Here is a 14,023-nt window from a genome sequence, read left to right on the forward strand (position 1 = left end):
TTGTCTTATGGACAGTGTTACAAAATTTTCTTATGTAATTTAGAAAAATCATTAATAAGATAATGAAAATGAAATAATTTATGATTATTTATCATATAGTTAGTTTTGGATGTGTTATCAGGAAGAAAAGAAGATAGTTTAAATTTATTTTATGGAAAATATATTTTGTTACAAATGACATTAAGTTTAAAATATTATAATGGTCATGCTTGATAAAAAATAGTCATTAAAAGAAGTATTTTTAATAATCTAGATGAAATAATTAATGGAAATAATTTTCATTAAAGTTTTCATGCTAATTTAAATCTATTGATTAAGTTATTAATATTTAAAAATTCATCTTAAATAACTTTTATCATATTTTTATTTTTCTATATAAAGTGGCAATACTTATTCCTAAGATTTTTGCTGCTTTCTTCTTTCCTTCCAATGTTGTTCCTGTTTTTTCTAATAGGTTCATAATGGTTTGAAACTCTGATGTTAGGCTCTGAGATTTGAGATGTTCTTGTGTATTTAATGGCTGAATTTTCTCTTTATTATCTGTTTTAGCTTCTGTAGAGATACTACTGTTTTTATCCTTTTCTAAAGAAGCAGAATGCGATGTTTCTAACAAATAAGGTGGAAGGTGACTAAGATTTAAATCAACAGTATCGCCTTGCATAACATACATATATTCAATCACATTGCGTAACTCTCTGATATTACCGGGCCAATCGTAGGAATATAAATAGTTAATAATAACGTTGGGGATCTTCGTCGCAGGTCGCTGATAGGTTAATGCTAAATCGTCGGCAAAAAACTGAGCCAGTTCTGCAATATCTTCTCGGTGTTCACGTAATGCTGGCGTATGGATCGGAACTACATTCAGGCGATAAAACAGATCTTCACGAAATAGCCCTTTATTTACCATTTCACGCAGATCTTTATTGGTGGCAGCAATGATCCTTACATCAATATTGATCATATTATTAGAGCCAACACGCGTGATGCTTTTTTCTTGAAGTACACGTAAAAGCTTGGCTTGTAAATGTAAAGGCATATCCCCAATTTCATCTAAGAATAGGCTTCCACCATGTGCCAATTCAAATTTACCAATACGTCCTTTAGGATCTGCGCCACTAAATGCACCACGTACATAACCAAAAAGCTCACTTTCTAGCAGTTGTTCCGGGATAGCCGCACAGTTAATGGTAATAAAAGGCTGTTTCGTGCGTAAGCTTTGTTGGTGAATAGTGTAAGCAACCACTTCTTTACCTGAACCGCTTTCTCCGGTGATAAGTACGCTGGCGTGGCTAACGGCAACTTTGCTTAACATGCTTTTTAATTGGAGCATATTTTGTGAGTTGCCAATTAGAGGTGAGTGGGGATTTTCATCAACAGAGAAGGTATTTATTTGTGTCATATAATCACGAGCATCATGAAAAATAACCATGGTAAGTTGGTCATTATCAACGGATGAAAACGTAATTTTTTTACACAGAACATGATAGCGTTGTTGGTTTAGGATCAGCCATGCTTCTTCATCGCCATAAAGAATATCTCCTGTCATCTGAATATCAAGAGATTGACCAATCAATTCACTATCAAAAAAGCGCAAAGCAGAAAGATTAGCGTGCCAAATTTTACTTTGGCTATCGATAGCGATCACACCTCTATCCATGACATCAATCAAATTTCGAAAAGTACCAAATCGCTCTTGCTCTCTCAGCCTTTCAAGGCATTCAAAAACACGGCTTGAAATCATCTCGGAAAACTGTTCGATAAAAGTAATAAAAGCTTGTTTTTGTTTCATCAAAAACATTTTCTGTTCTCGGTTAGAACAGATAATGCCAATGACACCAATAACTTGGTTATTAAGAAAAATCGGTGCATTAAGATCAAGCTCTTCGGTACAAGTTAAGCGATTTTGGCATAGCTGACAGAGCGCGTTTTCTTTTGGATCTTCAATCAGAATAGTTTTTTGTACTTGCAGGACATGGCGATAAATATACCCATTACTAGAGACATCTTGATTGAGCATATAGCGATAACGCCCCGTACCGGCAATACGAATTAAATTGTTATCAATAATTTCAACATCAGTACCAGTGATCCCCGCAATGGCATCGGTGTACTTACTGATTTCATCTTGTAGGGTACTCAGTAATGAGTGCATCACATTCTCACCTTAAAATTATCAATATTGATAATAAATTATCATTGCTCATTTTGGGTTGTTAATTTAATTGTTATTTATTAATTATTTATGTGTTTTTTGTATAAGGCTCACACAATTTCTTATTATTGATAATTTATCACTTAAATAAAACCGCCTAGATCACAGCTTTTCTGCATCATTAATTTCATCTTTTAATCAGTTAAATAATAAATCCATTTAAAATCAAAATATTGCATCTTTATTAAAGGATTTTTGAGTGAGTTGGCATACATATTGCGATATAGGGGATAACCCTATGTATTCCGATTAATCGCGATATTGGGTTATCGCGAATTTTAAAGTGTGATTAAGAGGTAATTCCATGCAGGAGCAATTGCAGTACCTGATTAACCAGAGTTCATTTACACGAAAACCAACCGCTGAGCTTGCCCCTTTTCGTTATGAAGAGTTAGTCAAAGCGTTAGATTTTCACAGAACTATTCCAGGATACGCACCTACACCGTTATTTCATTTACCCCAATTAGCCAAAACTTTAGGGGTTGGTGAGTTATATCTAAAAGATGAGTCTTTCCGTTTTGGTTTAAAAGCATTTAAAGCGTTAGGTGGTGCTTATGCGATGGCTCGCCATATTGCTGATTTCCTCGAAATGGACATAAGTGAATTACCTTATGAGGTAATGATCAGTGATGAGATCAGGAAAAAGTTAAATGGCGTAACTTTTGCGACAACCACTGATGGGAATCATGGACGTGGTGTTGCTTGGATGGCAAGACAGTTAAAGCAAAAAGCAGTGGTCTATATGCCAAAAGGATCATCACAAGAACGTTTAGATGCCATTTTGCGTGAAGGTGCAGTCGCTGAAATCGTTGATATGAACTATGACGATGCCGTAAGAATGACGGCTGAAATGGCTGAAAAATATGGCTGGATAGTGGTTCAAGACACTGCATGGGATGGTTATGAAGAGATCCCTCTTTGGATCATGCAAGGCTATGGCACGTTAATGCTGGAATCTCTCGCACAATTACATGAAGTACCCCCGACGCATATTTTTGTGCAAGCCGGCGTGGGCTCTTTTGCGGGTATGGTGCAAGGCATGGTAACAGCCGCTTATGGCAAACAAGCACCGAAAGTGATTGTGGCAGAAGCGCGTATTGCTGACTGTTTATATCAATCTGCGGTATCAGGAACAGCAGATGCTATTCCTGTTGGTGGGGATTTACAAACGGTTATGGCAGGGTTGGCTTGTGGTGAAGCAAATAGTATTGGTTGGAATTTATTACGTGATTATTCAGCGGCATTTTTCTCTTGCCCTGATGCCGTCGCAACTAGGGGAATGCGGATTTTAGGGAACCCTTTACCCGGTGATCCGCACATCATTTCTGGTGAATCTGGTGCTGTGACAACAGGCTTGCTCTCTATTTTGATGCAATCACCTGTTTATCAGAGTGCAAAAGAAGAGTTGGGATTAGATGAAAATGCAAGAGTGCTTGTGATAAGCACTGAAGGTGACACTGATCCTGAACGTTATCGCGATATCGTGTGGGATGGTGAATTGCCTAGCTTCAAACAATTTTAAAAAACAAATAAGTCTTTTGGAGTGAAATAGTATGTTATCAGCAAACCGATTTGATGAAGTTATTAAGAATTGCCAATTATTAATCCAACAAAAAAGCTATTCAGGTGAAGAAGGTAATGTTGTTAAAGTCATAGAAGAGATGATGAAAAGCTATGATTTTGACGATATTCACATTGATAAATACGGCAATATCATTGGTGGAATTATAGGTCAACACCCAGGGAAAACCCTTGTTTTTGATGGTCATATCGACACGGTCCCCGTTAGTGAGCGCGACTGGAAAGAAAAGCCTTATGGTGCAGAAATAAAAGATGGAAAGATTTATGGCCGTGGTACCAGTGATATGAAAGGTGCCGTCGCAGCCATGATTTCAGCGATAGGTTTTTATGGTCAAGATAATCAGCGTAATTTTGCTGGTCGTATCTATGTCTCTTGTATTGTGCATGAAGAGTGTTTTGAAGGTGTTGCCGCAAGACTCGTTTCTGAACGCTATAAACCAGACTACGTGGTAATTGGGGAAGCCTCAGAATTAAATCTCAAAATTGGGCAACGTGGTCGTGCTGAAATTGTTGTTGAAACTTTTGGTAAACCCGCTCATTCCGCCAATCCAGATGCAGGGATCAACTCTGTTTATAAAATGGCAAAACTTATCGAGAAGATAAGAACCTTAACGCCTTCTGTTCATCCTGTATTAGGAAAAGGGATCTTAGAGCTCACGGATATTAAATCATCACCTTATCCAGGCGCTTCGGTTGTACCTGAATATTGTCGCGCCACTTACGATCGCCGTTTATTAGTCGGTGAAACTAAAGAGGAAGTGCTCGCACCATTACAAAAAGCAATTGATGAACTAGCTTCTCAAGATTCTGATTTTAAAGCAAAAGTCTCTTATGCCTACGGTACTGAAAAATGTTACACCGGTGCCACTATTGAAGGTGAGCGTTTCTTCCCGGGTTGGTTATTAGAAGAGAGCGATCCTTACGTACAAAGCGTTTTAAAAGGGCTGCATGAATCGGGCTTTAACCCTACAGTCACACAATACTCTTTCTGCACTAACGGTAGTCACTATGCGGGTGAAGCAGGAATTAAAACCATTGGTTTTGGCCCGTCTCGCGAAAACTTAGCCCACACCATTGATGAATATATCGAAATTGAACAGTTAAAAGGTGCAGCGAAGGGGTATTACAGCATTATGAATAGCCTTTATCACCTTTAATTTACTTCTTACGCAATAAATCCTTACTAGAAGAGTGTCTGGCGAAACAGTCAGATGCTCTTTGGAGAAATAACAGAATGAAAACAATATTTAAAAACGCCACTGTTATTGATGGAACAGGGGCAAGCGCATTTCAAGCTGATGTTGTGGTTAACGAAGGAAAAATAATAAAAATCGGTCAGTTTGATGCAAAAACCAATGATCAAATTATTGATGCAACAGGGAAGATAGTCTGCCCTGGCTTTATTGATACCCACACTCACTCTGATCTTTCTGCTCTGCTTAATCCCGCTTTATCTGCCAAAATTCGCCAAGGGATCACTACTGAATTGTTAGGGCAAGATGGTGTCGCACTAGCGCCATTGCCAGAACAATATATTTCAGCATGGCGCAAGAATATTGCGGGTTTAGATGGTGATTCTGACAGCATTGATTGGCATTTTAACAATACCGAAGGTTACTTAGGTATGTTGGAAGCGAGAGGCTCAGCAACGAATCTTGCTTACCTTGTTCCTCATGGCAACATCCGGATGGAAGCGATGGGATTGGAAGGTAATCCTTCTACTCGTGAAGATGTCGCCAAGATGTGTGAGATCTTAGAGCGTGAGTTAAAAGCAGGGGCATTTGGTTTATCCACTGGATTGATTTATATGCCTTGCGCCTTTGGTGATACCGCTGAAATGATCGAGCTTTGTAAGGTTACAGCAAAACATAATGGTATTTTTGTTGTACACCAGCGTAGTGAAGCTGACGATATTATTCAATCAACTCAAGAGCTTATTGATATCGCCAAAGCATCTGGTGTTTGGTTGCATATTTCCCATATGAAGGTTTGTGGTAAGAAAAACTGGGGATTAATCGATGAAATGCTGGGTATGTTAGAGCAAGCACAAAAAGAGGGCATCCGTATCTCTTTTGACCAATATCCGTATGTGGCAGGCAGTACCATGCTTGGGGTGATCTTACCGCCTTGGGTTCACGCAGGAGGTACAGAAAAATTATTAGAGCGCTTAGCTTCTCCTGAACTGCGTAAAAAGATGATTGAAGATATCGAAAAAGGCATTCCAGGTTGGGATAACTTTATTGATTTTGCAGGCTTAGAAAATATTTATGTCACTAGTTCTAAAACAGAAAAAAACCAAGATGCCGTTGGCCTTAGCCTTGTAGAGCTAGGCGAATTGAGAGGTAAAGATCCGTATAACGCAACTTTCGATCTGCTATATGAAGAAGAGAATGCAGTAGGAATGGTGGATTTTTACGGTACAGAAGAGCACGTTATCAAATTCTTATGTCGTCCTGAACAAAACGTATGTACTGATGGGTTAATGGGGGCAGGTAAACCTCACCCTCGTGTATTTGGTGCATTTCCTCGTGTTTTAGGGAAATACGTCAGAGAAGAAAAATGCCTCTCTTGGGAACAAGCTATCCGCAAAATGACAGGTAAACCAGCTGAAGTCCTTCGATTAACCGATAGAGGTTTAATTAAAGAAGGGTATGCGGCAGATATTGTGATGTTCGACCCTGAAACCATTATTGATAAAGGTACGTTTGTGGAGCCTAACCAATACCCAGAAGGGATCGACTTGGTAATGGTCAATGGTCGTATCGCTTTAATTAATGGAGTCGAAAGTTACGCCTGCAGTGGACATGTTTTAAGAGCATAACAACACAATAGCGCTCTTAAACGTTAAATCTTATCTCTGTTTATCACGGTTGTTTTTCAACCGTGATGGTTTCCCCTTACCTGAGGAACAGGAAAATGAGTTCAAATATTATTCCAGACCTTCAACCGAAGAAAACATGGAAAGCTCGTTACACCGTTTTATCCTTAATTTGGTTAGCATGGTTACTTTCATTCTTAGATAGAATGGTAATGAGTGTTTCATTACCCTTTATTGGACGTGATCTTAATCTTGATACCACCCAACAAGGTTTAATCATCAGTGCGTTCTTTGTCGGTTATGCGGCATTCCAAATACCGGGTGGTTTTTTAGCTGACCGCTTTGGTGCGCGTAAAATTATGGCAATCGGCATTGCATGGTGGTCAGTCTTCACTAGCTTAACGGGGATGGTATTTACATTACCGTTAATGTTAGCGGTGCGATTCTTATTTGGTATTGGTGAGGGATGTTTTCCATCGGCTTCTTGGAAAATGATCTCAACTTATTTCCCATCTAAAGAGCGTGGTCGTGCTACTGCAATTCAATCAACAGTAAATACTTTAGGGCCAGCATTAGCTGTCATTGTTGCCGCCAGTATTATCGGTGCTTTTGGCTGGCATATGGTGTTTATTGTTTTAGGTATTCCGGGATTATTAATTGCAGCGGGTATTTATTTCTTTACTCGTGATAATCCAAAAGATCACCCAAGTATTACTCAGCAAGATCTCGATGAATTAGCGGCAGATGGTACATTAACGGATAAACCTGTTGAAGCGGTACCTTTTAAAGACGTTTTAAAGATGCCAGTATTGTGGCAAATGGCAGCGATTTGGTTTCTGTTTGATATTACCTTCTGGGGATTCTCAACATGGTTACCAAGCTATTTAATTACTGTTCGTGAATTCTCTTTGGCGAAAACCGGGGTAATGGCGGCTATTCCATTCTTATTTGGTGCGGGTGGAACATTATTAGGGGGTTATGTTTCTGATAAATGTAAAGCACAGCGTAAATGGTTATATATGATCACCGCAGTGATTGCAGCAGGCTTCTTATATATGACATATACCGTTGAAAGTGCCGATATGGCTGTTGTATATCAGTGTATTTCAGCATTATTTATGTTCTTCGCCATGGCAATGTTCTGGGGTATTTTAATGGATACTATCCCCAATAAAATCATGGGCCGTGCTTCAGGAATTGTTAACTTCGGTGGGCAAATGGCGGGGGTTGTTTCTGCACCGGTGATGGGATTCTTAATTAAAGCCAGTGGCGGTAGTTATGACAGTGCATTTATGTTTATGATAATTGCATTGGTTGCCTCTGCTGTTGTGACGTTCACTGTTAAAATGAGAAATACACCAGCACCTGTTTAATTAATCAGTATTAATAACGTTTATATTTAAATAAGTGTGATGTTATTAAAAGAAATAAGATTAATTAAATAAAATAAATGTATTAACTGTAAGATTTATTTATTAAAACTCACTCTATGCTTTATTGATTTTTTAATTTAAAAAATCTTATTGTAGGATACTTTTGTCTTAAAAAAGCCACGATTAAAAATCGTGGCTTTGCTTTTGTTAGATTAATAACATTATTTGCTTGTAAGAACAAAATTGTCGCCGCTAAAACAGAGAGTAGCATCGCCACGAATAACTTGATGATGGGCAATATGACGTTGGCTATTTAATGAGGCGTGTTGCTTCCTCATATAAGCCTCTAAATGCCATGCAATAAGTTGTTTAGCGAGCTTTTTATTAGCGTGCTGACTACGCTCTGATTGCACTTTTACACTAATGCCTGTGGCAATATGTGTTGCTCTGACCGCAGATTCTGTTTTGTTAACATGCTGACCACCTGGGCCATTTGAGCGCATGGTTTCAAAAACAATTTCTTGGTCATTAATTTCATCAGGTTGTTCAAAACAAGCAACACCAATAAACCAATTTTTCCGTTTATGCCGTGGTCGTAACGTGCTTGCACATTGCCATTGTATAGAACCTGCCCACTGTTGTGCGATAGCCTGTGCATCAGCACCTTCAAGAGACACTAACGCTGATTTTAAGCCATAACGTGAAGGCTCTTTTTCAAGAACAGTGATGTTTACTTGCTGTGTTGCAGTTGATTTCAAAAAGTAATTTAAAGCTTTTTCAACTGCTAAGCAGCACTCTTCAGGGCCTTGTGCGGAGGTGAATTGTAATAACATTACGCCATCTCCCCACTGGTTTTATAGGTGACCACCGGTTTTAAACGAGCGATGACCTCGATTAATCCAACGTTCACCATACTTTCAATCACACTCTCTATTGATTTATAAGATTGCGGAGCCTCTTCATAAATCAGTTGCTTATTGGCACAAATAATGCGGCTACCTAATGCAGTTCGTGAAAGTTGTAAAGGTGTAAAACGGTGTGATAATCGCCCCTTACACTCTGTACGCATCCATTTTCTACCTGCACCATGAGGTAATGAATAAAGGCTTAATTCAGACACGATTGGCTTAACAATATAGCTGTGATCACCGCGTGAACATGGGATCACCACCATATCGTGATGTGCCGGTGTTGCACCTTTTCGATGTAACCAGCCTTGTTGACCATATAACTCACAAGGCTCCACAAGATTATGATTTACATCAGAAATAATTACACCTTGAGTACGGATTTGGCGCATCATTCTTTCACCAATAAGGCGACGATTAATCTTTGCATAATCAAGTGCATTATTGTGAGCTTGCAAATATTCATTTGCATCTTCAGTGTTAGCAATCAGCCCTTTATGACCAAACTGTTCTGTATGGGCACGTAAGATAGATTGTCCTAAGCCTCTCGATCCGCTGTGAACAAGTAGCAATAACTGTTTTTTATTGATACCACTTTCAGCGAAAAGCGTTTCATTGATCACTCGGTCAATTTGTTGGAATTCAGCAAAGTGATTACCACCACCAATAGAGCCTAAAGATCCAGCAAAAGGGTGGTTGTGCATTTCAGTTGGTAGATGTGCTTCTAACCATTCTAACGGTGCGATATCACTCATTTCACTCAACTGTTTTTCTGCTTTATCTAAGTTAAGTTTGCTGTTTTTAAATTCAGTTTGAAAGAGTGTCATACCACAGCCAATATCATTTCCGACTAGAGCAGGGTAAAAACGATTAACAGAAAAAAAGGCAGCGCCAATAGGATAACCACGGCCCGGATGTAGGTCTGGCATACCTGCAACATAAGCCATATCAGGAAGTTGAGCCGTTATTTCTAGTTGTTGGATTGCTTTGCTTTCAATCCAAGTATTATCCGATGCGATATAACAAACGCTATCAGATAAATAATGAACACACTTGTCCATATACCAATCCATATAATGTAAAGGATAAAAAAATAAATTGATTGGCGGACAGCAAAAAGAAGGAAAAAAGGATTACTTCTGAGATTGTCCGCAAAGAGTATTCATATTTGTTGTTGTCATGGGATACCTCCTTGCGTTAATTAAAATGGGTGAGAAATAATAAATCGCGGGCATAGTAACCACTTTTTTTTGCATTGGCAATTAAAAAGTGGTGTGATTTTTCTTTATTTTAAAAAACAGAATGAATAGATTTTATTTAATTTAAAGTTAATTTTCTTTTATTTACTATTTTAGTTAATACTCTATTTTTTATTAATAAATCACTTTTACTGAGCTTTTTCGGCAATAATCTTCGTAATCATCCGTTAATTTTCTATCTGTGATCACAACATCAAATTGCGCTAAATCACCCATATTGGCTGTCGCTGTTTCATCAAAATAGTGATATTTAGTGAGTAAGATCTTACGAATAGATTTGTCCATCGCTTTTTTCTTCATATAAAGATCGTCGATGCTATAACAGGTCACGCCAAAATCGAGATGTACCCCTTCGGCTGAAATAAAGGCTTTTTTAGGATTAATGCTATCAAGATAAGAGGGTTGGGTTGGATTGAAGAATGAATCACTTTTAGGGCGGTATTCACCTCCGCAAAGTAATACGGTGGCATTTTTTTTCTGACTTAATGCTAAAAATACTCGATGAGAATAACAGATCCCAGTGAAATGCAGGTTATCGGGAATAAGCTCAATCAGTGTGGGAATAAATTGTCCGTTATCGAAAAAAAGAACATCGCCCTCAGACACCATGCCAGCAGCAAGATTAGGAATATGAAGTTCTTCTGCTTGATCCGGCGTAATAATATTGGAGGATGTTGATAGCGATCCTGCATGAGGTTGGGCTAATGCAACAATATAGCCGCCTAATAATGACATTGGGAACGGGTTTTCAGCATCAGAGCTAAGATCTCGTCTAATCGTCATCTCAGAAACTTCAAGGATCCTTGCGGCGTCTTTAAGATGTATGCGACCTGAGCGTTTTATACATTCACTGAGGCGGCGCAAACGTTCGTGCTGTTTGGTCTCTATCACCGAAGGATCCTTGTATTATCGAATAGCGCACTCCAAAAAAAGATACGCTAAATAATTAGTAAGTTGATTCAGGTGCATCTGAATCTGTTGCGATAGCGACACTTGCGCTAGCTCCGATACGTGTTGCTCCTGCTTTGATCATGTTTAGTGCTGTTTGGCGATCGCGAACACCACCAGATGCTTTCACGCCAACTTCATCACCAACGGTTTTACGCATCAAAGCAACATGATGTTCTGTTGCGCCCATTGTACTGTATCCTGTCGATGTTTTCACAAAATCAACGCGGATCTCACGGCACATTTCACAGACTAAACGTACTTCGTCGTCAGTTAATAAGCAAGTTTCTAAAATCACTTTCAGAGTTGTATTACCACAAGCTGCTTTTACTGCTTCAATATCTTGTTTTACGAAGTCTAAACGACCGCTTTTTAACATACCGATATTGATAACCATATCGACTTCTTGTGCACCTTGACGAATAGCTTCAGCCGCTTCAAATGCTTTTGTTGCTGTTAAACCAGCCCCAAATGGGAAGTCGATAACACAACATACTTTTACATCACTGCCTTCAAGGCAAGTTCTTGCTAAAGGGATGTAAGAAGTGTTAATACACACAGAGAAGAAACCGTGTTCAATTGCTTCAGCACACAATTTCTTGATTTGTGATTCAGTTGTATCTGCAGCAAGAAGAGTATGATCGATATAATTAGCTAATGGACGCATAGTCTATTCCTTAGTAAAGAGATTGTTATTTTTCACTCATGTTAGTTTGGTAACATATTAGAGCCGTTTTAATGAGATAACAATCACAGATGATATCTAAATAACATTATACTGTTATACACCTAACAAAATGTCACTATTTTCACATTTGAGAATTTCATATAAGAGTAAGAGGCGCTATGGATATTGCAGTGATTGGTTCAAATATGGTGGATTTGATCACCTATATAGATAGGATGCCAAAAGAGGGAGAAACCCTTGAGGCGCCGGCATTTAAGATGGGTTGTGGTGGTAAAGGGGCAAATCAAGCGGTTGCGGCTGCTAAACTAAATTCAAAAGTGATGATGTTAACAAAGGTCGGTGATGATATTTTCGCAGATAATACCATCATGAATTTAGGATCTTATGGCATTAATACACGCTATGTTGAAAAAGTACCCGGCACAACAAGTGGTGTTGCCCCTATTTTTGTGACATCTCAATCATCAAATAGCATTTTAATTGTTAAAGGTGCTAATCAACATTTGTCGCCAGAAGATATTGATAGAGCGGCAGATAGCCTGAAAAAATGCAAAATAATCGTATTGCAATTAGAAATCCCGCTTGAAACGGTCTATCACGCTATTGAGTTCGGCAATAAACACCATATTCCTGTGTTATTTAACCCAGCACCAGCTTCAAAAGCATTAGATCTTGGTATTGCTGCTCGTTGTGATTTTTTTGTTCCGAATGAAACCGAACTTGAAATATTGACCGGTATGCCAATCACTACAATGGATGAAATTCGCAAAGCCGCTTATTCTTTACTACAAAAAGGATTTAAGAATGTCATCGTTACGTTAGGTGAAAAAGGTGCATTATGGATGAACGGCGAAATTGAAAAGCACATTCCTGCCATTAAAGTTGATGCAATAGATACCAGTGGAGCAGGGGATGCCTTTATTGGTTGTTTCTCCCATTATTATGTTCACACTAATAATATTGACGAAGCATTAAATAAAGCAGTGATGTTTTCAGGCTTAAGTGTTGCCGGAAAAGGCACACAATCTTCTTACCCAAGCATTGAAGAGTTTGGGCTGTTTTTAGCACAAAAGAAATAGTCACCTTCTACACTATCACATCTTTGTATTCCACTTGCTTTCTTATTTAGAAGGTAAGTGGAAATCATTTTAAATCAATATATTACTTTGTTTTTTGGTCAATATTGAATTTCTTGCAAACAAAAAATATTAACTTAATGTGATTGATTTCACGAAGTGGTGACAAATACCATTGAAATATAATTTCAGTAAGTGTAATTTTTAATGAAATTTGGTTTCGTTGGGGTTGTTGTGATGAAAGAAGATGCATTAAGCGAATGTCTTAAAAATGAAAGCAATCAAGAAACAACACAGTTTTCTGAATTAAGTGCTTTAGAGTTGGTTACGCTTATCAATAGTGCAGATATGACAGTTGCAAGTGCGGTTAAAAAAGAATTACCCGCTATTGCTAAAGCAGTAGAAAAAATAACTGAACGTTTGCAAAAAGGTGGCCGTATTTTTTATGTCGGTGCCGGAACCAGTGGTCGATTAGCTGTACTAGACAGTGCAGAATGCCCACCTACTTTTGGTGTCTCTCCTACATTAGTGCAGGCGATTATTGCTGGCGGTCATGATGCAATGTTAAAAGCAGTTGAAAATATTGAAGATAGCCGAGAGGCTGCAATTGAAGAGCTTCAACGCCGTCATGTTGGTGATAAAGATGTTGTTATTGGTATTGCAGCAAGCGGTCGTACCCCCTTCACCGTCGCAGCTTTGCAATATGGCAAAAAGTTAAAAGCATTGACAGTATCTATAACTACCCGTGGCAAAAGTATGATGAGTGAAATCGCTGACTTATCTATTGCGCCAGATGTGGGCGCAGAGGTGTTAACTGGTTCTACAAGAATGAAAAGCGGTACGGCTCAAAAAATGATTTTGGGTATGTTAAGTACTAGTGTCATGACTAAGCTTGGAAAAGTGCATAAAAACCTTATGGTGGATGTGATTGCAAGTAATGAGAAGTTGCAACGCCGTGCTGAAGGTATTGTTAGCGAAGTGTGTGGAATATCACATGAAAGAGCCAGGACCTTGTTACAAATGGTGAATTATCATCCTAGAAAAGCCATTTTAATGTATGAACTTCACCTGAGTGTGGAGAAAGTGGAGCAAATTACACAGCAATATCCTTATCGTTCACTACAACAGCAACTTGCCTTATTTAATGAATAACAATA

The 14,023-nt window shown here is 38.5% G+C and carries 11 protein-coding genes; 6 read left to right on the forward strand and 5 right to left on the reverse strand.

Annotated features, from left to right (window positions below; genetic code table 11):
* Positions 1-355: 355 nt before the first annotated feature.
* Positions 356-2,155: a sigma-54 interaction domain-containing protein gene (locus tag DK858_RS06865; RefSeq protein WP_109396760.1), complete on the reverse strand. Its 1,800-nt coding sequence runs from the start codon at positions 2,153-2,155 to the stop codon at positions 356-358.
* 364 nt (positions 2,156-2,519) lie between these two features.
* On the opposite strand from DK858_RS06865, the gene dpaL reads away from it, so the two are divergent.
* From dpaL to DK858_RS06885, 4 genes are all read left to right on the forward strand, one after another.
* Positions 2,520-3,737 (forward strand): diaminopropionate ammonia-lyase, encoded by a 1,218-nt coding sequence (gene dpaL / locus DK858_RS06870; RefSeq protein WP_109396761.1) that lies wholly within the window; start codon positions 2,520-2,522, stop codon positions 3,735-3,737.
* Between the two features lie 31 nt (positions 3,738-3,768).
* Positions 3,769-4,953, forward strand: a complete 1,185-nt coding sequence (locus tag DK858_RS06875) for a YgeY family selenium metabolism-linked hydrolase (RefSeq protein ID WP_109396762.1) — start codon at positions 3,769-3,771, stop codon at positions 4,951-4,953.
* Positions 4,954-5,030: 77 nt separating this feature from the next.
* Positions 5,031-6,617 (forward strand): N-acyl-D-amino-acid deacylase family protein, encoded by a 1,587-nt coding sequence (locus DK858_RS06880; protein ID WP_109396763.1) that lies wholly within the window; start codon positions 5,031-5,033, stop codon positions 6,615-6,617.
* A 95-nt stretch (positions 6,618-6,712) separates the two neighbouring features.
* Positions 6,713-7,987, forward strand: coding sequence for an MFS transporter (locus DK858_RS06885; protein WP_072064521.1), 1,275 nt, complete (start codon positions 6,713-6,715; stop codon positions 7,985-7,987).
* Between the two features lie 221 nt (positions 7,988-8,208).
* Here DK858_RS06885 and prfH read toward each other — a convergent pair whose 3' ends face one another.
* From prfH to deoC, 4 genes are all read right to left on the reverse strand, one after another.
* Positions 8,209-8,820 carry a peptide chain release factor H gene (gene prfH, locus DK858_RS06890; protein ID WP_109396764.1) on the reverse strand — a complete coding sequence of 204 codons (612 nt, stop codon included), beginning with the start codon at positions 8,818-8,820 and terminating at the stop codon, positions 8,209-8,211.
* Positions 8,820-9,956: an RNA ligase RtcB family protein gene (locus tag DK858_RS06895; RefSeq protein ID WP_109396765.1), complete on the reverse strand. Its 1,137-nt coding sequence runs from the start codon at positions 9,954-9,956 to the stop codon at positions 8,820-8,822. Before DK858_RS06895 ends, prfH begins: the two co-directional genes overlap by 1 nt.
* A 312-nt stretch (positions 9,957-10,268) precedes the next feature.
* The gene (locus DK858_RS06900) at positions 10,269-11,045 is read right to left on the reverse strand and encodes a DeoR family transcriptional regulator (protein WP_109396766.1); all 777 of its coding nucleotides are present in this window, start codon (positions 11,043-11,045) and stop codon (positions 10,269-10,271) included.
* A 55-nt stretch (positions 11,046-11,100) separates the two neighbouring features.
* A complete protein-coding gene (deoC, locus tag DK858_RS06905) occupies positions 11,101-11,769 on the reverse strand; it encodes a deoxyribose-phosphate aldolase (RefSeq protein ID WP_109396767.1) in 669 nt (222 codons plus the stop codon).
* A 179-nt stretch (positions 11,770-11,948) separates the two neighbouring features.
* On the opposite strand from deoC, the gene rbsK reads away from it, so the two are divergent.
* Entirely contained in the window at positions 11,949-12,869 is a 921-nt protein-coding gene (gene rbsK / locus DK858_RS06910; RefSeq protein ID WP_109396768.1) for a ribokinase, read from the forward strand.
* A 234-nt stretch (positions 12,870-13,103) separates the two neighbouring features.
* Positions 13,104-14,018, forward strand: coding sequence for an N-acetylmuramic acid 6-phosphate etherase (gene murQ / locus DK858_RS06915; protein WP_109396809.1), 915 nt, complete (start codon positions 13,104-13,106; stop codon positions 14,016-14,018).
* Positions 14,019-14,023: the final 5 nt, after the last annotated feature.

This window comes from Proteus faecis (assembly GCF_003144395.1).
GTDB lineage: Bacteria > Pseudomonadota > Gammaproteobacteria > Enterobacterales > Enterobacteriaceae > Proteus > Proteus faecis.

Coding starts and splice junctions, on each gene's coding strand:
- DK858_RS06865 (WP_109396760.1), bottom strand. CDS start 2,155: ATGCACTCATTACTGAGTACCCTACAAGATGAAATCAGTAAGTACACC.
- dpaL (WP_109396761.1), top strand. CDS start 2,520: ATGCAGGAGCAATTGCAGTACCTGATTAACCAGAGTTCATTTACACGA.
- DK858_RS06875 (WP_109396762.1), top strand. CDS start 3,769: ATGTTATCAGCAAACCGATTTGATGAAGTTATTAAGAATTGCCAATTA.
- DK858_RS06880 (WP_109396763.1), top strand. CDS start 5,031: ATGAAAACAATATTTAAAAACGCCACTGTTATTGATGGAACAGGGGCA.
- DK858_RS06885 (WP_072064521.1), top strand. CDS start 6,713: ATGAGTTCAAATATTATTCCAGACCTTCAACCGAAGAAAACATGGAAA.
- prfH (WP_109396764.1), bottom strand. CDS start 8,820: ATGTTATTACAATTCACCTCCGCACAAGGCCCTGAAGAGTGCTGCTTA.
- DK858_RS06895 (WP_109396765.1), bottom strand. CDS start 9,956: ATGGACAAGTGTGTTCATTATTTATCTGATAGCGTTTGTTATATCGCA.
- deoC (WP_109396767.1), bottom strand. CDS start 11,769: ATGCGTCCATTAGCTAATTATATCGATCATACTCTTCTTGCTGCAGAT.
- rbsK (WP_109396768.1), top strand. CDS start 11,949: ATGGATATTGCAGTGATTGGTTCAAATATGGTGGATTTGATCACCTAT.
- murQ (WP_109396809.1), top strand. CDS start 13,104: ATGAAAGAAGATGCATTAAGCGAATGTCTTAAAAATGAAAGCAATCAA.